This is a genomic window from Nonomuraea rosea (assembly GCF_039539705.1).
In the GTDB taxonomy this organism is placed as follows: domain Bacteria; phylum Actinomycetota; class Actinomycetes; order Streptosporangiales; family Streptosporangiaceae; genus Nonomuraea; species Nonomuraea rosea.
On the sequence record NZ_BAABDQ010000013.1, the window covers coordinates 297,015 to 317,184 of the forward strand.

At 68.0% G+C, this 20,170-nt stretch carries 23 protein-coding genes and 2 pseudogenes; 15 read left to right on the forward strand and 10 right to left on the reverse strand.

The features are described 5' to 3' along the window. The first annotated feature begins 8 nt into the window (after nucleotides 1-8). The 3 genes from ABEA43_RS29415 (at nucleotide 9) to ABEA43_RS29425 (ending at nucleotide 1,027) form a co-directional block, all read left to right on the forward strand. Nucleotides 9-446 carry a hypothetical protein gene (locus ABEA43_RS29415; RefSeq protein WP_345566788.1) on the forward strand — a complete coding sequence of 146 codons (438 nt, stop codon included), beginning with the start codon at nucleotides 9-11 and terminating at the stop codon, nucleotides 444-446. Continuing rightward, the gene (locus ABEA43_RS29420) at nucleotides 443-571 is read left to right on the forward strand and encodes a hypothetical protein (RefSeq protein ID WP_345566789.1); all 129 of its coding nucleotides are present in this window, start codon (nucleotides 443-445) and stop codon (nucleotides 569-571) included. The genes ABEA43_RS29415 and ABEA43_RS29420 overlap by 4 nt, the downstream gene beginning before the upstream one ends. A 255-nt stretch (nucleotides 572-826) precedes the next feature. After that, on the forward strand, nucleotides 827-1,027 hold the full coding sequence (locus ABEA43_RS29425) for a hypothetical protein (protein ID WP_345566790.1): 201 nt from the start codon (nucleotides 827-829) through the stop codon (nucleotides 1,025-1,027). A gap of 53 nt (nucleotides 1,028-1,080) precedes the next feature. Here ABEA43_RS29425 and ABEA43_RS29430 read toward each other — a convergent pair whose 3' ends face one another. The 3 genes from ABEA43_RS29430 to ABEA43_RS29440 are packed head-to-tail and all read right to left on the reverse strand — an operon-like array spanning nucleotide 1,081 to nucleotide 4,104. Next, complete coding sequence (locus tag ABEA43_RS29430) at nucleotides 1,081-2,586, reverse strand: tripartite tricarboxylate transporter permease (protein ID WP_345566791.1); 1,506 nt, start codon at nucleotides 2,584-2,586, stop codon at nucleotides 1,081-1,083. Between the two features lie 20 nt (nucleotides 2,587-2,606). Then, on the reverse strand, nucleotides 2,607-3,068 hold the full coding sequence (locus ABEA43_RS29435; protein ID WP_345566792.1) for a tripartite tricarboxylate transporter TctB family protein: 462 nt from the start codon (nucleotides 3,066-3,068) through the stop codon (nucleotides 2,607-2,609). A 1-nt stretch (nucleotide 3,069) separates the two neighbouring features. Then, nucleotides 3,070-4,104 (reverse strand): tripartite tricarboxylate transporter substrate-binding protein, encoded by a 1,035-nt coding sequence (locus tag ABEA43_RS29440; protein WP_345566794.1) that lies wholly within the window; start codon nucleotides 4,102-4,104, stop codon nucleotides 3,070-3,072. A 176-nt stretch (nucleotides 4,105-4,280) separates the two neighbouring features. On the opposite strand from ABEA43_RS29440, the gene ABEA43_RS29445 reads away from it, so the two are divergent. Continuing rightward, nucleotides 4,281-4,964, forward strand: coding sequence for a response regulator transcription factor (locus ABEA43_RS29445; protein ID WP_345566796.1), 684 nt, complete (start codon nucleotides 4,281-4,283; stop codon nucleotides 4,962-4,964). A 6-nt stretch (nucleotides 4,965-4,970) separates the two neighbouring features. Next, nucleotides 4,971-6,431, forward strand: coding sequence for a HAMP domain-containing sensor histidine kinase (locus tag ABEA43_RS29450; RefSeq protein WP_345566797.1), 1,461 nt, complete (start codon nucleotides 4,971-4,973; stop codon nucleotides 6,429-6,431). Between the two features lie 94 nt (nucleotides 6,432-6,525). Here ABEA43_RS29450 and ABEA43_RS29455 read toward each other — a convergent pair whose 3' ends face one another. From ABEA43_RS29455 to ABEA43_RS29465, 3 genes are all read right to left on the reverse strand, one after another. Further along, nucleotides 6,526-7,500, reverse strand: coding sequence for a TAXI family TRAP transporter solute-binding subunit (locus tag ABEA43_RS29455; protein ID WP_345566799.1), 975 nt, complete (start codon nucleotides 7,498-7,500; stop codon nucleotides 6,526-6,528). 33 nt (nucleotides 7,501-7,533) lie between these two features. After that, nucleotides 7,534-8,124, reverse strand: a complete 591-nt coding sequence (locus ABEA43_RS29460; RefSeq protein ID WP_345566800.1) for a class I SAM-dependent methyltransferase — start codon at nucleotides 8,122-8,124, stop codon at nucleotides 7,534-7,536. A gap of 148 nt (nucleotides 8,125-8,272) precedes the next feature. After that, entirely contained in the window at nucleotides 8,273-9,100 is an 828-nt protein-coding gene (locus ABEA43_RS29465) for an AraC family transcriptional regulator (RefSeq protein ID WP_345566801.1), read from the reverse strand. A gap of 102 nt (nucleotides 9,101-9,202) precedes the next feature. Here ABEA43_RS29465 and ABEA43_RS29470 point away from each other — a divergent pair, with 102 nt between their 5' ends. The 3 genes from ABEA43_RS29470 to ABEA43_RS29480 all read left to right on the forward strand — a co-directional run bounded on the left by ABEA43_RS29470 (nucleotide 9,203) and on the right by ABEA43_RS29480 (nucleotide 12,015). After that, on the forward strand, nucleotides 9,203-9,634 hold the full coding sequence (locus tag ABEA43_RS29470) for a hypothetical protein (RefSeq protein WP_345566802.1): 432 nt from the start codon (nucleotides 9,203-9,205) through the stop codon (nucleotides 9,632-9,634). A gap of 151 nt (nucleotides 9,635-9,785) precedes the next feature. Continuing rightward, on the forward strand, nucleotides 9,786-10,913 hold the full coding sequence (locus tag ABEA43_RS29475) for a sensor histidine kinase (protein WP_345566804.1): 1,128 nt from the start codon (nucleotides 9,786-9,788) through the stop codon (nucleotides 10,911-10,913). Then, nucleotides 10,906-12,015, forward strand: a complete 1,110-nt coding sequence (locus ABEA43_RS29480; protein WP_345566805.1) for a hypothetical protein — start codon at nucleotides 10,906-10,908, stop codon at nucleotides 12,013-12,015. The genes ABEA43_RS29475 and ABEA43_RS29480 overlap by 8 nt, the downstream gene beginning before the upstream one ends. Before the next feature lie 3 nt (nucleotides 12,016-12,018). On the opposite strand, the gene ABEA43_RS29485 is transcribed toward ABEA43_RS29480, so the two are convergent. Together ABEA43_RS29485 and ABEA43_RS29490 are read right to left on the reverse strand one after the other, a co-directional pair. After that, entirely contained in the window at nucleotides 12,019-13,437 is a 1,419-nt protein-coding gene (locus tag ABEA43_RS29485) for a hypothetical protein (protein ID WP_345566806.1), read from the reverse strand. A 145-nt stretch (nucleotides 13,438-13,582) separates the two neighbouring features. Then, nucleotides 13,583-13,969, reverse strand: coding sequence for a hypothetical protein (locus ABEA43_RS29490; protein WP_345566807.1), 387 nt, complete (start codon nucleotides 13,967-13,969; stop codon nucleotides 13,583-13,585). A gap of 150 nt (nucleotides 13,970-14,119) precedes the next feature. On the opposite strand from ABEA43_RS29490, the gene ABEA43_RS29495 reads away from it, so the two are divergent. Both ABEA43_RS29495 and ABEA43_RS29500 read left to right on the forward strand, forming a co-directional pair. Continuing rightward, nucleotides 14,120-14,731 carry a hypothetical protein gene (locus ABEA43_RS29495; protein WP_345566808.1) on the forward strand — a complete coding sequence of 204 codons (612 nt, stop codon included), beginning with the start codon at nucleotides 14,120-14,122 and terminating at the stop codon, nucleotides 14,729-14,731. Nucleotides 14,732-15,086: 355 nt separating this feature from the next. Continuing rightward, entirely contained in the window at nucleotides 15,087-15,914 is an 828-nt protein-coding gene (locus ABEA43_RS29500; protein ID WP_345566809.1) for a hypothetical protein, read from the forward strand. A gap of 137 nt (nucleotides 15,915-16,051) precedes the next feature. Here ABEA43_RS29500 and ABEA43_RS29505 read toward each other — a convergent pair whose 3' ends face one another. Beyond that, nucleotides 16,052-16,594, reverse strand: coding sequence for a hypothetical protein (locus ABEA43_RS29505; RefSeq protein WP_345566810.1), 543 nt, complete (start codon nucleotides 16,592-16,594; stop codon nucleotides 16,052-16,054). A gap of 286 nt (nucleotides 16,595-16,880) precedes the next feature. On the opposite strand from ABEA43_RS29505, the gene ABEA43_RS29510 reads away from it, so the two are divergent. Further along, nucleotides 16,881-17,630 carry a hypothetical protein gene (locus ABEA43_RS29510; RefSeq protein ID WP_345566811.1) on the forward strand — a complete coding sequence of 250 codons (750 nt, stop codon included), beginning with the start codon at nucleotides 16,881-16,883 and terminating at the stop codon, nucleotides 17,628-17,630. Between the two features lie 112 nt (nucleotides 17,631-17,742). Here the strand turns inward: ABEA43_RS29510 and ABEA43_RS29515 are convergent, their stop codons facing one another. Beyond that, nucleotides 17,743-18,234, reverse strand: coding sequence for a hypothetical protein (locus tag ABEA43_RS29515; protein ID WP_345566812.1), 492 nt, complete (start codon nucleotides 18,232-18,234; stop codon nucleotides 17,743-17,745). Between ABEA43_RS29515 and ABEA43_RS29520 the strand changes: the two genes are divergently transcribed. The 4 genes and pseudogenes from ABEA43_RS29520 to ABEA43_RS29535 all read left to right on the forward strand — a co-directional run. After that, entirely contained in the window at nucleotides 18,233-18,484 is a 252-nt protein-coding gene (locus tag ABEA43_RS29520; RefSeq protein ID WP_345566814.1) for a hypothetical protein, read from the forward strand. The genes ABEA43_RS29515 and ABEA43_RS29520 overlap by 2 nt on opposite strands. A 109-nt stretch (nucleotides 18,485-18,593) precedes the next feature. Then, entirely contained in the window at nucleotides 18,594-19,091 is a 498-nt protein-coding gene (locus ABEA43_RS29525; protein ID WP_345566815.1) for a hypothetical protein, read from the forward strand. 382 nt (nucleotides 19,092-19,473) lie between these two features. Beyond that, nucleotides 19,474-19,837, forward strand: a pseudogene (locus ABEA43_RS29530) (ISL3 family transposase); the annotation flags it as partial. A 115-nt stretch (nucleotides 19,838-19,952) separates the two neighbouring features. Next, nucleotides 19,953-20,170: pseudogene (locus ABEA43_RS29535) on the forward strand (dihydrofolate reductase family protein); the annotation flags it as partial.

A 20,170-nucleotide genomic window follows, 5' to 3' on the forward strand; every position in this document is an offset into this window, starting at 1 on the left:
AGGCGACCGTGGCGATGCCGAAGAAGGGCTCGCGGCTCATCACCGTCGATGGGGCCGTCTTCCGCTGGCGGGTCGGCCACAAGCCGTCCTTCAGCCCGGACAAGAGCGCGAGCCCTCTCACGTTCGCCGTCGAGCAGGCCGAAGATCCGGGAAGCGTCCTTGTGGTGTCGCTCCCCTGCGCCCGGCCGGACAACTGGCAGGGCGAGCGGACCATCACGGTCCGGCCCGTCCTCGTCGCCCGATGCATCCGGCGGGCCCTGGAGCAGGGATGGCGCTCGGGGCAGCCGGGCTCGACCTTCCAGGTGTCCGTTGCCGAGGACGAGCTGGCCCCGCTTCTGGGCGAACCGCCTCGATACCTGATCCCCTTCCTGTGGGGCATGATGCCTGAAGGCGGCAGCATCCGGGACCTCCCTCGCGCCACCCAGATCTGGAGCCGCGACGCATGACCGCCGTCGAGGACTATTTCGCCCAGTACGGCACGCGGGCCCCCAGATTGACCCGCCTGTACGGCGACACGGTGAAGTTCCTGGTCACCGGCACCAACCTACGTATGCGCGGCCGCCGCCGTTAACTCGGTAGGAAGCACCGATCCGCCGGAGAGCGGGGAAAGTGAAGCTTTTCGCAGACAGTCACGAAGCTGAGGCGCGTCTTCCCGACAGCGCCTGAGCCCTGCGAAAGGCAGACTCATGTCCACGTCATTCAGCCTCAAGTCCGCGGCTCCCAGGATTGGCGCAAGGAGCCGTCGCCGAACGGGTTCCGCCTGCACAACCGGCTGCTCCAGGAGCTCGGCGCCGGCGACTACCGCCTGACGGCCTCCGGCACCAGCGTGTTCACCGAGCTCTGCGCGCCGAAGAACAACGCCGCCAGGCAGAACTGGCAGCTGGTGAAGACGGGTGGGATCGCCCGCCTGCAGCGCGGCGCCCTGTTCCTGACCTACCCGGCCAGTGCCAGCGGTTCGGTCTTTCTCGCCGCCCAGGGCACGGCGACCACCCAGTCGTTCCTGGAGAACAACGAAGGCATCAAGTAGGACAAGCCGGGCGGTTCCCAGCCAGGGGATCGCCCGCTCTCGTCCTGGAGCTCCTATTCGTCCTCGGCGAACACGACCTCGCGGCGCTTGCGGATCGTCGGGAGGACCGTGACGACGAGTGCGCCCACGGCCAGGGCCAGGAGCACCGCGGAGATCGGCCGGGTCAGGAAGACCGACGCGTCGCCGCGGGAGATGATGAGCGCCCGCCGCAGGTTCTCCTCCAGCAGCGGCCCGAGGACGAAGCCGAGCAGCAGGGGCGCCGGCTCGCAGCCGCACTTGATCAGGATGTAGCCCAGGATCCCGAAGAACACGATCGCGTAGACGTCGTACGGATTGGACTCCAGTGAGTACGTGCCGATCGCGGCGAACAGGATGATCATCGGGAACAGCACCTGGTACGGAATGCGCAGCATGCGCACCCAGAGACCGATCAGCGGCAGGTTCAGCAGCACGAGCAGCACGTTGCCGATCCACATGGACGCGATCAGGCCCCAGAACAGCTCCGGCTCGTCGATGATGACGTTCGGGCCGGGAGTGATGCCGTGGACGATGAACGCGCCGACCATCAGCGCCATCACCGGGTGGGCCGGCAGCCCCAGGGTGAGCAGCGGGATGAACGACGTCTGCGCGGCGGCGTTGTTCGCCGACTCGGGACCCGCGACGCCCTCGATCGCGCCGTGCCCGAACTCCTGCCGCCGCTTCGAGATCCGCTTCTCGACGGCGTACGAGGTGAAGGAGGCCAGCACGTGGCCGCCGCCGGGCAGGACGCCGAGCGCGGCGCCGAGACCGGTGCCCCGCAGGATCGGGCCGACCATCCGGCGCCGGTCCTCGCGGGTCGGCCAGAGGTTCTTCACCTTGCTGATGACCGCGGTGCGGGTGTCCTCGTTCTCCAGGTTGCGCAGGATCTCGGCCACCCCGAACATGCCGACGGCGACGGACACGAAGTCGATGCCGCCGTACAGCTCGCGCTGGTCGAACACGAATCGGGGCGTACCGGTGTAGAGGTCCTGGCCGACCGTGCCGAGCAGGACGCCGAGCGCGATCATCGCCAGCGCCTTGAGCGCCGTGCCACGCGCCAGCGCGATCGACACGATGAGGCCGAGCAGCACCAGCGAGAAGTATTCTGCCGGGCCGAACTGCAACGCGACGCGGGCCAGCGGCGGGGCGGCGACGGCCAGCGCGACGGTCGCCAGCGTACCCGCGATGAAGGAGCCGACCGCGGCGGCGGCCAGCGCCGCGCCCGCCCGCCCCTGCCGGGCCATCTCGTGCCCGTCCAGCGCCGTGACCGCCGCCGACGACTCACCGGGCAGGTTGATCAGGATGGCGGTCGTCGAGCCGCCGTACTGTGCGCCGTAGTAGATGCCGGCCAGCATGATCAGCGCCGTCACCGGCTCGAAGCTGAACGTGATCGGCAGCAGCATCGCCACCGTCGCCGTCGGCCCGATGCCGGGCAGCACGCCGACCGCCGTCCCGAGCAGCACTCCCACGAAGCAGTAGAGGACGTTCTGGACCAGGAGGGCGGTGGAGAAGCCCAGCGCGAGGTTGTCGAGAAGTTCCATGCCTCAATCCGGATGCCGCGTCAGAATCCCAGCCACGGGCCCCATAGCGGGATCCGCACCTGAAGTCCGACGACGAAGATGAGCGTGCTGGCCAAGGTCAGCCCGGCCGTCACGGCCAGGGCCGTGAGCAGTCGTACGCGCGTACTGGCCAGTGCGGTGAGCAGGGTGGTCACCGCCGACGCCGGTACGAATCCGAGGCCCCGGACGGTGAATCCGAAGAACAGCAGCGCGAGCACGATGAGGCCGACCGCACGCCAGGGGATCGTCCCGAACGCGACCACCTCGCCCGCGACGAGTCCCTTGACGACGATCGCCAGCCCCAGTGCGGCCACGGTCGCGCCGACCAGCAGCGGGAAGGCGCCGGGGCCCATCCGCAGCGGGGAGCCCAGCTCGTAGCCGAGCGCCCCCACCACGAATGCGCCACCGATCAGGACGAAGATTCCCCCGGCGAGGACGTCCGGGAAGGACCGGCGGCGCTTCATCTCAGGAGGCCTTGACCCCGGCGTCGGCGATGACCTTCGCCCAGGTGCCGAGCTGTTCCTGCAGCTTGGCCCGATGCGCCTCCGGGGTCGCGCTCTCGGGCGGGACCGGCGCGGTGCCGAGCTTGGCCATCTGGTCGATGACCTTCTGGTCGGCCAGTGCCACCTTCAGCGCCTCCGACAGCTTCTGGACGACCTCCTTCGGCGTGCCGACCGGTACGTAGAGGCCGTGCCACACGCTGACCTGGAGCTTGGGCAGCCCCGCCTCGGTCGTGGTGGGCACGTCGGGCAGGCTCTTCACCCGCTCCGGCGTGGTGACCGCGTATGCCTTGACCTCGCCCGCGGTGATCTGGCCACTGGTGTTGGTCGTCTGGTCGCACATGAAGTCGACCTGGCCGCCGACGAGGTCGGTCAGCGCGGGCCCGGTGCCCTCGTACGGGACCTCCTGGAGCTTGACCCCGGCGGCGGTCTGGAACAGCAGGCCGCACAGGTGGGACGCCGCGCCGATGCCGGCGTTGGCCAGGGTGACCTTGTTCGCGTTCGCCTTCACGTAGGTGACGAGGTCCTGGAGCGTGGCGGGCTGGAAGTCCTTGCGGGCGACGATCGTCATCGGCACCTCGGTGACGAGCCCGACCATCTCGAAGCTTTCGAGCGGCTTGTAGCCCAGGCTCTTGTACAGGGCGGGAGCCGTCGACATGCCGATGTGGTGCATGAGCACGGTGTAGCCGTCGGGCTGGGCCCGCGCGACCTGACCGGCGCCGACCGTGCCGCCCGCGCCTTCGACGTTCTGGACGACGATCTTGCCGCCGAGCTTGGCGGCCATCGGCTCGGCGATCATGCGGGTGACGGTGTCCGTGGGGCCGCCGGCGCTGAACGGGACGACGAACGTGATGTTCTGGTCCGGATAGCCGCCGGCACTGGCTGTGCTGGTGGCGCTTCCGCCGGCGGTGCCGCCGTTTCCGGAACAGGCGGCGATGAGCGAAACCACGCCGATCGCAGTGATCATTTGTGCGGCGCGGTACTTGCTGGTCGTTCTCATATCGCGGCCTCCTCGTCAGCGCATGCGCATTTGTCGGTGAGTGCTCGGCCTCAGTCTCGGCTGGCAGGGACGCGGATGGTGTCAGAGTAATCCCAAGGAATGCGGTATATGTCAGAAGAATCCCAAGAACTGAAGAGCTCACACGAGCGCCGATCCGGCCCGTACAATCCGCCGGTATGCGGATCACCATCATCGAAGATGACGACCGCGTGGCGCGGGGTCTGATGACCGTCCTGGCCCAAGCGGGCTTCGAGGTTCACCGCATCGCCACCGCCGCGGAGGCCGTGCGTGCCGCGCCGTCCGATGTGGTCCTCGTCGATCTCGGCCTGCCCGACGGCGACGGACTCGACGTGATCCGCAAGCTGCGTGACCGTCCGGAGACCGCCGTCATCGCGGTGACCGCGCGATCGGAGGAGCACGAACGGGTTCGCGGCCTGCGCGCCGGCGCCGACGACTACATCGTGAAGCCGTTCGGCATCCCGGAGCTGCTGGCCAGGATCGACGCCGTCCTGCGGCGCACCCGGGTGGCCCGTGCCCTGACCCACCCGGACGAGCCGCTCGTCCTCGGCCCGATGCGGATCGGCGTCGGCACCCGCGAGGTCACCGTCACCGGCACGCCCGTGGCGCTGACCCGCAAGGAGTTCGAGCTGCTCCTGCTCCTGGCCAGGCGAGCCCCGAACGTGGTGAGCCGCGACGTCATCCTCGACCAGATCTGGGGCGCGACCTGGGAGTCCTCCAGCCGCACCCTCGACACCCACATCGCGGCGTTACGGCACAAGCTCGGGCCGGCCGTGCTCATCCGCACGATCCACGGGGTCGGCTATCGGCTCCTGGCCGACCAGCCGGAGCTGATCGGCTGACGCGCCGTGCGCCGCCGCCTGCTCATCGTCCTGGTGCCCCTCGCGGTGCTGCTCGTCGCGGCGCTCGGGGTGCCGCTCAGCGTCTCGGTGGCCGAGCGGGAGATGCAGGAGACGTACGTCGACCGGCTGAACGACGTCGGCCGGTTCGCGTCGCTGGCCGAGACCGCGCTGTCCACCGGGCGTACCGAGGCGCTTGGCCAGGAGCTGGCGCGCTACCACGAGCTGTACGGCATCCCGGTCGCGGTGATCGACACCTCGGGCACGGTGCTGCTCGGACCGGCCGGCGCGTACCAGGCGGCGGCGCGGACCGAGCCGGCGCTGCCCAGGATCGTCACCGCGGCGCTGGCCGGGGCCAGGCCGGAACCGTCCGGGCACTGGGCGCCGTGGGACGACTCCGCACTCGTGGTCGCGGAGCCGGTGGGCCGGGACAGCGAGGTCGTCGGCGCCGTCGTGACGATCTCCGACCTGTCGGAGACGCGCTATCGCATCCTGCTGCGCTGGGCCAAGCTGGCCGGGCTCGGGCTGCTGCCGTTGCTCGCGCTGGTCGCCGTCGCCTGGCCGGTGTCGGCGTGGGTGCTGCGGCCGGTACGGGAGCTGGACGCGGCGAGCTCGCGCATCTCCCAGGGCGACCTCACGATCCGGGCGGACGCCGAGGCCGGCCCGGTCGAGCTGCGGCGGCTGGCGGAATCGTTCAACACCATGATGGACGCGGTCGAGAACGCCGTGCAGCGGCAGCGGGCGTTCGTCTCCGACGCGTCGCACCAGTTACGCAACCCGCTGACCAGCCTCCGGCTCGCCGTGGAGAGCCTGGAGCCGCATCTGCGCGCGGCCGGGGACGGGCGGCAGGTGTACGACGTCGCCGTGGACGAGCTGAAGGCGATGCAGCGGCTGCTGAACTCGCTGCAGGCCAGTGCGCGGATGGAGAGCATACGGACGGCGTCGCCGGTGGATCTCGACGCGGTGCTGGCGACGCGGGTGGAGCGGTGGCGGGCGTTGACGGCGACGGCCGGGCAGCGGCTGGCGGTCGATGTGCCGCCGGGGCTGCGGTTGCTGGAGCCGCCGGGCGGGCTGGGCAGCGTCCTGGACGAGCTGATCAGCAACGCGTTGCGGCTGTCGGACGCGCAGGTGGTGGAGGTGAGCGCCCGAGCCGGTGGTGCGGAGTACGGCGGCTCCGCGGCCGGAGGTGTGGTCACGATCGCTGTCCGTGACGACGGTCAGGGGATCGACGCGTCCGAGCGGGACCAGGCGTTACGGCGGTTCTGGCGGTCGCCGCGGCACCAGAACGTGTCCGGGACCGGCCTGGGGCTGGCGATCTGTGCCGATCTGGTCGGGGCGGCGGGGGGCGAGCTCCGGCTGGAGGCGGGCCTGCCGCGGCCGGACGGGTCCGGGCACGGATTCGCCGCGGTGGTCGCGTTGCCGGTCGTTCCGCGGGTGGCAGCCGGCGCCCCGGCCGGGGCGCCGGCCTGAACGTCACCCCTGTCAGTTCGGCGCATACGGCCTGCGCTTACGGCCTGCGCTCACGATCGGCGTTCATGGCCTGCGCTCACGGTCGGCGTTTACGTCAGCGTTTACGGTCGCGGAACCAGGCGGCCGCGCCCGGATGGAGCGGGATCGAGCCGGTCGAGATCCCGGTGCGGACGTTGATCTGCCACGCTTCGGGAACGGCCTCAGGAACGGCTTCGGCGTCGTCGTCGCGACCGGCGGCGGTGATCATGCCGGGGTCGGTGAAGATCGTGCCGGTGATGGCGTGGACCAGGTCGTCGGGCAGGTCGTTGCGTACCAGAAGCACGTTGGGCACGGCGACGGTACGGGTGGCCGGGACGCGGGCGTACGCCGTCGCCGGGATCATGGCCGGAGCGTACGGACCGGGGAACGCCGTGAAGAGCGCGCCCGCCTGCGCGTCCAGCGGGATCAGCCGGATCGGGTGCCGCTGCGCCAGCTCCGTGATGGCCGGCGTCGGGACGCCGGTCAGGGAGAACATCGCGTCGATCGCACCCTCACCCAATGCCGCCGCCGATTCGGCCTGGCTGAGGTACCGGCCGTCGGCGTCCACCAGGCCGAGCCGCAGAACCCGCCGCGAGGTGAACTCCGTGCCCGAGTCGCGGGCGCCGAGGGATATGCGCTTGCCCGCGAGGTCCCGGAACTCCTCGATCGCCGAGCCGGCCATGACCACGAGATGCAGGTGACTGTCGTAGAGCCGGCAGATCGCCGACAGCCCGTCGGGCGCGCTCCCGTCGGTCGTGATCAGCGCGTCCAGGCTGGTCAGCCCCAGGTGCACCTCCCCGGCCCGGAGCATCCGGATGTTGTCGGTGGACGCCCCGCTCGGCACGGTGCTGACCTCGGCGCCCGGCACCTGCTCGGAGATCCGTTCGGCCAGCGCGCCGCCGATACGCCGATATACCGCCCCCGCCGGCCCGGTGGCCAGCCGCAGGCGGACCTTGCCGGCCTCGGGCTGCTGGGAGCACCCGGCGAGCAACCCGCCGGCGACCAGGAGCACCGCCCGCCGGCTGAGCCGTGGCTCCGGGTTCAGCACCATGCCGAGATGATACGGACGGCGGCGGCCGGCTTGTTAGATCCGATTGATCGTCGCGAACCAGGCAGGTGCCCCGTCGTCGTGAAATCTCGTCAGAATCCGGTCCGGTTCGATGGCGGCGACGTTCCATCCGGCGCCGGGCGTGAACGCCGCCTTCAGCTCGTCCCGGCTGACGGGGTGCGGGCCGGTGCCGGGGCCCTCGTCACTGAAGCACAGCACGTACAGCGTTCCGTCGTGCTCGGTCACCGACGCCAGACTCGCCACATATCCGGGGCGCTCGCCGGCGTCGAGGGTGTGGAACATCCCGCAATCCAGCACCGTCCCGAACGAGCGCCCCAGGCTCTCCAGCCGCAACGCGTCAGCCGTGGCGAACTCGACCTCGATCCCCCGTTCGCCGGCCGTCTCCCTGGCGATCGCCAGGGCCGTCTCAGCCACGTCGACGCCCAGAACCGGCAGTCCCAGCGCGGCGAGGTGAAGTGCGTTCTCGCCGGTCCCGCAGCCGACGTCGAGCACGGCTCCGGCGAATCCGCTCCCGGCTGCCGCGCGCACCACGGCCGGCTGCGGCCGGCCGACGTCCCACGGTGCGGGGCCGTCGTGGTACGACGCGTCCCAGGGCAGTCCCGTCATCCGTTCGTGACTGGTCGGGAGCCGGCCTCCGAACGGATCGTCAGTATGGGCTCCTGATCGCTCCGGCAACGTCGTCCCCTTCCTGTGAGTGATGTGACAAGGGAACGCTACGCACCGCCGCCGGAGCCGGATTGGACGAATTTGACCCTCATCCGTGGCGGATCTCCGCGGGCTTCGCCAGGGCCAGCCGGGCGGGCGGAGCCCCAGCGAAGCCGCGGAACTCGCGCAACATGTGGGCCTGGTCGTAGTAGCCGCAGAGCTGGGCCACCTCGGCCCACGGTGTCCCCGAGTCCCGCCGTACGTAATCGAAGGCACGCTGGAACCGGAGGATGCGGGCGACGGCCTTGGGCGGCAGGCCGACCTCCTCCTTGAAGCGGGCCAGCAGATGCCGATGGCTCCAGCCGACGTCCTCGGCCAGCGACGCGATGGCGAGCCTGCCCTGCGAGCCGCGCAGACGGGCCCACGCCCGCCGCACCCGCGGATCGACCGGCCCGGCGGCGCGGATGCGGGCGGCGAGGATCTCGTCCAGAATCGCGAACCTCGACGACCAGCCCGGCGCCTCGGCGAGGCGGGCGACCGCCGTCGCGGACCAGCGCCCGGCCACCTCCTCCAGCCCGATCGTGCGGTTGGCCACCTCGTACATGGGCACGCCGAGCAGCATCCGGGCGCCGACCGGCGTCAGGTCCACCTGGATCCCGTGAGACCCGCCCGTGTTGGACACCAGCACGTACGAGTCGTGCAGCCCGGCCACGAAGGACCGCAGCACGGTCCCGCCGTTCGCGGTGCGCGGATCGCTCATCAGGAACGCGTCGCCCCAGCTGAAGATCATCACGATCTCGGTGCGCGGAACCTGCCTGCGGACGGCGGCGCGCGCCGCGGGCTCGGTGAACGCGGTGTACCGATGGACATATCGCCGCAGCCAGGCAGTCGGCAAGGCGTCGAACACCCCTGGCTCGCCGACCGGTAGCCGCCCCATGTCCGTGACTATACGACCGCCGGTTGATCTTCTTGGGCCCTCACTCAGCCGCGATGGCTCGGGACCGGTGATCTGTCGGTACCCATCACTACGATCACCACCATGTTCGGCTTGGACACGGTGGAGTCGATTCTCCTCATCCTGCTGCTGGTGATCCTCGGGATCGGGGTCAGCAGGTGGATCGGACGGCGCAAGGTGGCGCGCGTCCACATCGGCCTGGACCACATCACCCCTGTAGACGTTCAGGTCCGGGCTCACGACCTCATCGAGGCAGGCAAATTCCGCGACGCCATAGCGCTGATCCGCAAGGAGTCCCAAGTCTCCCGGCGAACCGCGACGGAAGTCGCAGGAGTGCTGCGTGCCGGCGGGATCCTGCCCGGCTTCCCCCTGCTCGGCGAGGACGACCTGCCCACCAAGGTTCGCAAGCTGATCGAGGCCGGCAGCCGGAAGGAGGCCGTCTTCCTCGCTCGGAGCACCGAGGACATGAGCCAGTCAGACGCCGAAGCGTTCGTCGACGCCCTCTTACCTGATTGAGCGGGCACCATGGCCGCAGTCAAGTAGACCCCGTCGATGCGACAGATCGGCCTCCCGCTTCGCGCGGGCGACTCGTTAGGCTGCGTCACGGCAAGATCGCGGTCGAGATGAGCTGAGCGGTCGGGACGAGCTGAGAGGTAGAGGTGGCGGGGTGGCGGAGGAAGCGGTGCGGCTGCTGGTGAGCTTCGGCCGCCGGTATGCGGCCGCCGTGCGCCTGGCGACGCTCGTACCGATCTGCGTGATCGCCCTGTCCCGTGCCACTCCCGAGCACATGACGGCCACCGCGTACGTGGTCGGCGCCGCAGCCGCCTGGACCTGCGGATACGCGTGGTGGCTGCGCGTGGGCCGGGGCAACCTGCCGGTCGCCCTCGACGTGGTCGTGCTGCTCGGACTGTTCGCGAGCGTCTTCTGGACCGGCGCAGTCGAGGACAGGAACACCGGGTGGCTACGCCTCCTGATCACCTTCGCCTGCGTGACGTGCCAGTGGCACACTCCGCTCCTGGCAGGAGGCGGCGCGGCGCTGGCGACCGGGGGCGGTGCGGTGCTCATCCTCATCGCCGCGGGAGCACTGGACCTGGACCAGAGCCTGGTCACGGGGACGGCATGGGCGATCCCGGCGGCCGCGCTGTCCGGAGCGGCTTGGGTGCTCGTCAAGCGCGCCGCCCAACGGGCCGACCGATTAGCGGCCGAGGCCGGTCGAGCGCGCGGCGAGTCGCTGGTGGCCGCGGCGGCCCGTGCGGAAGAACGCGAGCTCGCCAACACGTTGCACGACACCGCGGCGACGACCCTGCTGATGGTCGGCATCGGCCAGGTGCGTTCGGACGCGGACTGGCTGGCGCCGCAGGCGCGCCGCGATCTCGACCAGCTGCGCTCCGACAGCAGGCAGGCGCCACCGTTCGCGGACCTCGTCGGCCTGCTGCGCGCCGACCTCGACGCCACGCATCTGACCGTGGAGTTCGACGCCCCCGCGCAGCTGCGGCTCCCGTTCGACGTCGCCAGGACGATCGCCGACGCGGCACGGGAAACCCTCACCAACGTACGCCGCCACGCGGGCACCACCCGCGCGACCGTCCGGCTGCGCGGCAGCGAGCGAACGCTGCGACTCGACATCGCCGATCGCGGGAAGGGATTCTCGCCGACGGACGTGCCGGCCACCCGGCGCGGCCTGCGCGAGTCCGTACGCGGCAGGATCAGCCGTATCGGCGGCACGGCCACGATCACCTCCGCCGAGGGCGAAGGCACCCTCGTACGCCTGGAATGGCAGGCCGGTCATGAGTGACACCGGCGCAGAGGTGACGCGCGTCCAGCTGAGGCACGGTTTGCGGATCGCGACGCTGCTCGTCGCCATGGTGACCGTGTTCGGGCCCGGACTGACCAACCTCCTGAGCAACCTCGACCGCTACCAGTCCCCGCTCGCGCAGCTGGCCGCCTTCGCGGTGCTGGGAGCCGTGCTCGCCGGTGAGGCCGCGCTGCTCGTCCGCGGACGTTCGTGGGGCCGGTTACGCAGGCCGGCCATCGCCATGGTGCTCATCGTGTCCGCACTGTCGTATGTGACCCTGCCGGACGGGCGCACATCGACCAGCGTCGACTGGATCTTCGGCGCCGCCAACTGGGTGGGCGTCGTCGTCCTGCTCGATCGCCCGCTGCGGACCTCCGCGTCGTTCCTGCTGGCCCACGAGCTCATCGCCCTGCTCCACCTGCTCCTGCTCGACGATCCCACCCGGGGGGACATGGCCCGGTTCGCCACCGGCTCGGTGAGCGTGTTCGGCCTCCCTCTGTGCGTGGCCGTGATGGCGTCCGTCATGCGCGGCCTCAGCGCGGCCGCGGCGACCTCCCGCAGAGAGATCGAGCAGGTACGCATCGCCGAGGCCGTCGCCGCGGAGTCGCATGGCCGCAGGCAGCAGCGGTTCGCCGAGCTGTCGGCCACCACGATCCCGCTCCTGGAGGGTCTCGCCGACGGCTCGCTGCGCCCCGAGGACCCGGCGGTCCAGCGACGCTGCGCCATCGAGGCGGCCAGGATGCGGAGACTGTTCGCCGAGGCCGACGATGTCGCGAACCCTCTGTTGCACGAGCTGCGCCACTGCATCGACGTCGCGGACCGCAAGGGTGTCGTGGTGGAGCTCGACACCCGCGGCCAGTGGCCCGAGCCGCCCGTGGCCGTCCGGCGCGATCTCACCGAGGCAGTGATCATCGTCCTCGCCACCGCCGTCTCCCGGGCCCGCGTCACCGTCATGGGCAGCGCTGAGCTGGTGTCGGTCAACGTGGTCGCGGACTGCCGTGAGCTGACCATGCCGAGCCCGGTGACACCCGGCGTCGAGGTCGAGGCGTTGAACAGCGACGACTCGGTCTGGATGGAGGCCCGCTGGCAGCCGGCGAGCTGACCGCTACCGCCCGCGCTCCCGGGGACCGGCGCGTTTCCCCTGCCGGAAGAACAGTGCGATCACCGCCGCGATCAGCGGGATCGCGGCGGTCATCAGGCCGATAGACGCCCACGGGGTCTCGAACGACACCCGCGGCGGCACCTCCCAGTCGACAGAGGTGGTGAAGGGCCAGGCCAGCAGCAGGCCGATGACACACCCGGCGAACGCCCCCATAACCGTGCCGCAGGCGCCGGCCAAGGCCGCCCGGCAGGCGGTGAGGACGCGGGCTGCCGAGGAGGAGCCGGTGTTCGGCCGGCGCAGGAGCCGATTCGAGCGGATCGTGGCCACCAGCGCGCCGGCGAGAGCGATGAGCGCCATCGGCCCGGCGACGTACCGCCAGCCGGTCGGAGCCTGAAAGCCCTGCTCCAGGTACGCCTCGTCGCTGTCGCCCAGCCGGTCCTGGAGGCGGTCCCGGTCGGCCTCAGAGACTCGATGCAGGGAGGGATCGACGATCAGCGCCTCCGCGTCAAGCTGGGCGCCCATGCCTTGCAAGATCTTCGCGGGGATGAACACCCCCTCGACGCCCGGAGCGGCAGGTTCGACGGTGATCGTCGGGATGACCTTGCCGACCTTCGGGTCGTCCGGATTGTTCGAGGAGTAGTAATCGATCTCCACCGTGTCGTACTGACCGTCCTCCGAGGTGACCGTCACGGCCCTGCCCTCGTCGTAGGGGAACGACGGGTTGCCGGTGAGGTAGCGGAGCAGCGCCTGGTCACCGACGTACGCCTCCGATGTCGAGGGGTAGTCGGTCCGCACGTTGAAATTCGCCGGCCAACGCGAACCGAGGCCCTGCGCAACCGGCACACCGGGTAATACCTGCTGGACGGCCACCCGCGCAGTCGCCGCGTCCTCCGTCGAGAACGCCACGACGAGCGCGCCCGGTCGAGCCCGCGGGGAATAGTTCTGCCTCTCCTGCGCCGTCCCCGCCGCCGTGGTGATCGCCACCGCGATGGTGACGGCCGTGGCGGCCATGGTCGTCGCCACCGCGGGAGCCGTCCGCGCACGCTGGTACGCCAGGTGACGCGCCGCCAGCCGGAAGGCCGCCGGCAGCCATACCCCTCCCTGCCCGAGCACTCCCAGCAGCCAAGGGACGAAGGGCCCCAGTCCAAGAATGAACACCCCTGCGCCAAAAATGGCCGCGAAAACGATCAATCCGGAACCGAAGTCGTCATAGTGCCCGTCTTCGCGCGTCAACCACGCCATGATCGCCATCACCATGAGGCCGCCCATGGCCACGAACGCCCCCAAGGCCAAATGGTCGAAGCGCATCCGGCCGTACCGCCCGCGAGGGGCCGTCACCGCCGCGAAGATCGTCGAACCGCATGCCAGCATCGCGGGGACGCCCACTACCACGGCGAGGAACAGATATGTGACTTCGAGCATGGAGGGAGACTACGGGCGAATCGATCAAGCGCGATATCCCCAGACCCCGCGCCTCAAGGCATTCGCCCACAGCACCACATCGGCGGAAACGTCCCAGCAGCAAGTCGACCGTCACATCGCAGAGCGGTCGGCGGTTGCCCACGCGTTAAGTCAGCCGCAGATCGCCGCCGAAACTCTCTGCGACGACAATCCCTGATTCGAACACGAACTCCGCTCCCACACGCTCTGTGCCCTCCTCTTCATCGAACCGCTCGACACCACGTATGAGTCGTTCGCCGATGTGCCGTTCAAAGGGAACGCCCTCCGGAGCGGAAACCACATCGACGCGGCTGCCCAGCTCTTCCATCACATAGCTTTCCCCTGGTTCGCAGGGCGTGATGTGAAACGACCAATCGGCGGCGACACGGACACCCACGGTCAATGACTCCAGGTGAAGCCACACCTCGATGACTTCTGGGGCAGCGGCTCCATGCACGAACTGGGAAACTGTCACTCCGACCAGGCGCTCGTGCGCCAGACTCGCAAGATCCATGGCATCTGCCACCTTTCCTCCGATGCACACCCACAGGATGATGGGACGGTTCGGGCCCCCTGAAGGCGGACCGGCCACACCGAACGGGCCGCCCCGCCAGCGTATGACTCGCGATGCCTTGTTGCTGTGATCAAGGCGAGATGTCCTTATGTGACGATCAACGCTCCGGTCGTGCCGGTGGACGTCCCAGGCGCATCGCGCAGAGGACTCCATCTGATGAATCGCCGGATCGAGGGGGTTAAGCGCATGGCGGTGTCGCGCGGACGCAGTTATCTGAATAGCCGCGTAGTCCGGGTCATCGTCCGAATCGCGGTTTCGATGGCTGCTGTCCTGTTCGTGGTTGGCTTGGGGGCGGCCCCGCTGTATTCCCTATTCGAGCCCGATGTGGATCGCGTCGACCCGGCAGCGCTCTCGGAATTGGAGTCCATCGGACAGGTCGTCGTCGAGGACGGCGCCACGGGTCACGTGTGGGAGAACTCGTACGTCGAACTCAAATACATCGTGGTCCACATCGACGACAGCGTGAAGCGCGACATACTCGCTGAGGCCGAGCAACGGCTGCACCGTGGTGGTTGGCGCGTACGGAACAGGGATTTGTCCGATATCGACATGAAATCGGCCAGATGGCCGCACGCTTTCGTTTCGGTGGAGCCGCTTGCAGGGGCGGTCTTGAGCAGCGAGCTACGGGAGGCGGCCGCAGCCACGGGGCTGCCCATGGACGAGATGGTGTACATCACCGTCACGGGGTGGGCATCTGACTAACCGGATGAGAGCGCTTGATCTTCCACTTGACGAGCAGCGTGTGCTGGCCACGCGCTGATGTGCGCCTACATGTCTCGCTGGGCCATCGTGGGCGTCATCAGCACCCCGGACGTCTCGCCACAGCCTGCCGGACAGGCTTGCCTTCCTGGATTGTGGCCTGGAGATGACCACCGCCGACAACCCCGGCTCGCAAATACGAGAGCAGACGCAAGGACTGCCCCGCCCGCCTTTATCGAGGACTATCACCACCGCTGGGAATCACCGGCCTGCACTGGATCGTTACGGAATATCCCTTATTTCGACAACACCACCCTCTTACTCTTTTCCTTGCTATATCCCCCATGCAAGGACGCTGATGAAGCTCTTCTTCGCAGGCCTCGTGGCAACGGCCGCGGCTGTGTGCGCGGTGCCCGTACCCGCTCAGGCGGCATCCGTCGCATCCGTGCAGGCCGCTGCAGTGGACCCCGCGAAAGCCCTGAAAGCCCAGCTGGTCCCGGGTAAAGGCGTAAAAATCACCGAATCAAGCAGCATCACCCTCGATTTCACCGCCAACGATGAATCCATGCAGGTGCAGGTGAACACCCGCACGGTCGGCACGCTGGCTTTCGGCAAGGGCAAGGTAGCGGCAGCCGACCTCGGTGTCCGCATGTCCTCACGCCCGGAAGGGCCCAAGCCTCCCTACCGGGTCATCGCCGAGGGCAGAAACGCCTACGTGACCAACGCCGGCATCGCGAAGGCGCTGCCTTCCGGTCGTTCCTGGATCCAGGCGAAGACCAGTGGGAACGATAACGCCCTTCTCGACCTGGGCGTCACTTCGACGGACCTGCAGTTCATGCTGAAGAACTCATCAGAAGTGGCGACCGGCGAATATCAGGGGACCTCCACACTCGCTGCCTTCCGGCACAACAAGTCCGCCGGGGAAGGCAACGTCGAGTTCCACCTGTACTTCGATAAAAGCAATCTGCTCACCCGGGCGGTCGTCGACACGACGGCGTACCCGGACGACGACAGCACGGCCTATGACCAGATGGTCTTCCACACTGACACCAAGTATTCAGGCTGGGGCGCCAAAGTGAAGATCGCCGCACCGGCGGCCGGCAAGGTCATCAGCGAGAAGAAGCTCAACGCGAAGACCCGCAAGGCCGTTGTAAAGGCCGGCTATCCGGAGAGCGGCCCCCTCTAACCTGCACCAGGAGAGAACCGGCGCCGGCGGCCGACCCGCACCCTTCCCGCCCGGGCAGGAGACGCTGAGCCTTTCCGTCCGTATAGCTAAGCTCGGTGATCACTTGGAGTCGTAGTGGCGTCCAGCACCGGCGAACGTCAACGAGGCCATTCCCCGATCACGGGGAATGGCCTTCCGCGTGGGGCAAACGCCGACCTCTCGCCCTGCCGTACCGCCTCTTCCTGCCATATCTCCGTGGACCCCCGTTGACGCACTGGGGTGGCTTGCGGTTCGTAGCCAGACCATCGAATCAAGACGATGGAGAGGCCGACGAGGATTGTGACCACACCAGAAAGGAAAGCCAGAAACGCCACGGTGGACTCGCCGTCTGGATCGCCGAGTCCGGACGGTCTCCCGTCGAGCCAGCTCATCGTGAGCCGGGCCTGGTCGGCGACGATCACTCCGAACGCAGTCGTGATCGCACCCAGGACATAGCCAGGAGGGCGCGTCCACGAGTCCATGACGGCAAGCACCAACCCGACCACCAGCCCAATGGGAACCGTTAAGAACTGGCCCATCCACAGGGCCGTGAGCACTGCCAACCGCGCGTGCTCGAAGCCGTCGCCCCGTGGCACTGACCAGAACGGCACGGCTAGGGCGCTGCTGAGATGGCCGATCGCCAGTAACCGGAGCATCGCCACGTACACATGATCGTGGACTGCTTGGTTGCTGCGCCACCTCGGTTGAGCGCTTGTAGCTGTCCTTTGCAGCTGAACGAGATCAATGAGGCCACCCCTCGGGTACGCCGGCTACGGTGCCGGCGGCAAGAGGGCGATCGTAGGGTCAGGCTGGACCATGACAAGCGCCCTACGCACATCACGGAGCCCCTGCGGCGACGGCGACGGCGCGCAGGGAATCGCACACAGACCGTTCCGCTCGCAATTTCGGGCTACCGACCGCCATGTCGATCGTCATGGCTGACAATTTGTGGGCAACAAGGCGAAAGACGAAGCACGGCGTTGGCTGGCAGAACAAGGCGTCGCCCAAGTCAGCTACGACGTCTGGACGAGTGCTGAAAACTCGGCAAGCGAACTGCTCACCACCAATGATGTGGCGCATGCGTGGACGAGAGCGGCGTTGGAGGACCCTGATCTCGATTCTGCGGCTCGGCTACGGCTTGCCCTTGGCCTGCTGGATCTCCTTGATGACTACTGGGTGACTTGTGAAATCCGCTTCGTCGTGGCGGATGCAAACGATCCGAACGCCGATCGGCTATGGGATGCCTACCGTCGACGCCTGGAGGCGCCGGAGCCCGCGGATCCGATCACGTACTCACTATGGGTCGACTGGTTCGAAGACAGCGCCACGGTGGAGAGCGCCTTCGCCGAAGTACTGGGCAACGACGTTGAAGGGCCACTCATCCGCGATCGACTTCAGGAAATGGCGGACAGTCCGCTGCTTCGCCGAGCTCAGCGAGTCCTGGAGGTGTCTAGTCCCGTACCATGGCCGATCAAGTACCCCGTCTATCAGGCGTGCGTCGCACTACCTGGCCTTCATCTCGCATTGTTCCGAGGTCTGCTCGGCAGCCACCACGACGTCTACGGCCAGCTTGAGCCTCGTGCCGCTCACGCCCTTTTGCAGCAACTGGACCTCTCGCCGGACACCGAATTTCTCACCCAATTACGCACGGTCCTCCAGGCAGGCCACAGCAACCGCTCTCTAGAAATTTGGCAGTAGACCCGCTCCTATCGAGGATCGTCCGTCCCGGTGGTTCCCAAAGTGGCGGGTCTCGCCAGCATGAGGCCCATGATCACTCCACGCATATTTGCACAGTGACCGGCCTTGCGCCTCATCCTCTCGCGACGGACTTGTAGATCCTCCCAACGAGCAGCGCGCTGAGCATGGCCGTGAGCATGAAGCCGGCCACAATCGGGACCACCACGGGGATGTAGCGCGCGAGGCGCTCATTGGTCAGCCACGCGTCGTATGTCGGCTGAGCAAGGAAGATCGCCAACATGGCGAAGGGTGCCACCAGCCCAACGATTGGCCAGCCTGGCAGTCGAGCCAGCAGCGCGGCCAGCAGACTGAGCGGGAAGGGTGCCAACAGCAGCGCCGACACCAGGTAGAGCTCGCCATCTGAGTCGTATGCAGGCCAATAACGGAAGAGGAGCAGTAATGAGACAGCCACCGCAGAGCCCGCCAGGGCTGACTTTAATAGGACGCGCACGCAGGGATTGTCGCAGATGAGGCCGCCGAGCGGCTGAATACCTAGGCCCGTTCCCTCGGCGGCTGATTGAAGCGCGGCGGATCGCCTTTGGGCACGTCGGACGATACGACCCATGGGCAACACTCTGGCTGCCAACTCAGGCGCCTCTACCTGGAATCTAATGACGAGGATGGGGCACGCCGGCACGCGCGCCACCATCATCAACCAGCACTCCATCCAGGAACGTCAGCGCGAGCCGTCTCCGGTACAGGAGTCGACCGCGTCCTGGTGTAATGAAAATTTCACCCATCATGCCGTTATTACGGCTCTGCAGGTCTACTCCCTGAACCTGGTGGCACGCCTCGCCCACCCTCGCGCGAGCTGACAAGGCACAAGTTAACGCAGGGCCGAATAAGTCACTCTCAATCGTCTCTCTGTACGCCTGGAGGCCCCGACAATAGTCTCCGGAACGGTCCGCCGACATCATGAAAGAGATGAGGTTGGAATTGACACGTTCCAAGGCACGTCGTGCGGTCAACTGTGTCGCCATCGCCATCGCGACGCTCGCGGCAATCCTGGTGCCCGTCACTCCCGCGCACGCCACCTACGGTCCAGACCAGCCCGTGTCCATCACGGTGACCTCGAACGCCGGCCCGTCGATCATGCTTGCCCAGTTGACCGGCACGCTGGCATTCGACGACGGGAACACGAAGTTCAGGTACGCGCTCCGGCTGTGCTGGGGGAGCGGGTCTTACCCCAAGCCGAACTTCTACGTCTCCGTCAACGGCAGCACCGTCTTCTATCCGGGCCAGACGGGCACGACAACTGCTCCGGCCGGGTGCCAGTTGTCCCTGTTCCTCTACGACGGTGAATACACCCACTCCACCACTCTCACGAACGTCACCTTGTACGTGACGGGCGGCTGGTTCTATCCCGGCAACACTTACAACAGTCGCACCAAATCCGTGACCTACGACAACCCCTACAACTGAGCCGTCCGAAAAGCCGCGAGCACACCGCCATCCGGCGTACGCAACTGGGACACGATCCCGGCCGCGCAGGCTGGTAGCCAAACGTGCGCTCTCACGCTGGACCGATTCTGGACAAGGCACCGTGCAACCTCGCTGAGGCAGCGTGTGCAAGCGATGAGCCGCGACAGCAAGGTCATCCACGTTAGCCATCCCTGGAGAGGCGCAGGCTTTGCCGGCGCCTCTCGTAAACGTCTGGGCGGAGCGAAGTCCTGCAGGGGTCGAGACTCCGGTTCGACTGGAGGAAACGGCTGAGCTCCATGCGCGAAGCGCTCCTCGCGATGATCTTGCGCACCCTCGGGAAACAGCCCGAGCAGAGCGAGGACCGCTCGGGGCGGGATCCCGGCAGCACGTCGAGGTCGAGGCCACCTGGGGGCAGCTGCCAACGCATCGTCGCCGCTTACCGCAACCCGGATCGAGCCTCCGCGAAGACCGACCTGGCGAAGACCATCACCGTCATCAGCGCAGCGGTGCCGACGGACAGCCACGGGCCCTGACCGAGCTGATCACACTTGGGCGAACGCTCAGACGCCGGGCCAGCCTCCTTTCGACCGGGCCGGCACCAGCAACGGACCGACCGCAGCGCTCAGCAGCCGCCTCGAGTACCTACACGGCTCCACGCTGGCTTCCGCAACCTCGCCAACCTCATCGCAAGATCACTGCTCGAGGCGGGCCGGTTCAGACCACACCTACACACTCAGATCGGATGAGCCCAGAAAGTTTTGAAAGAAATCCGGGAGGTGTGTCGGATCGGGGCGGTGGTGTTCGTAGCAGAGGTGAGGCCGCCGCAAGGAGCGTGCGACCACCTTCCCGCAAGGAGACACCATGACCGCCACGTACACCTTCGACGTCTTCTCCACGCTCGACGGCTTCGCCAACCACAGCGGCGACTGGGGCGGCTACTGGGGCAAGCAGTGCCCCGAATTCCTCGCCCATCGCGCCGCCGCCTACCGCGACCCGCTGCGCATGGTGCTCGGCGCCAAGACCTACTCCTCGAACGCGCCGTTCCTCACCCCGGGCTTCGACCGCAGCCTGTTCGACGG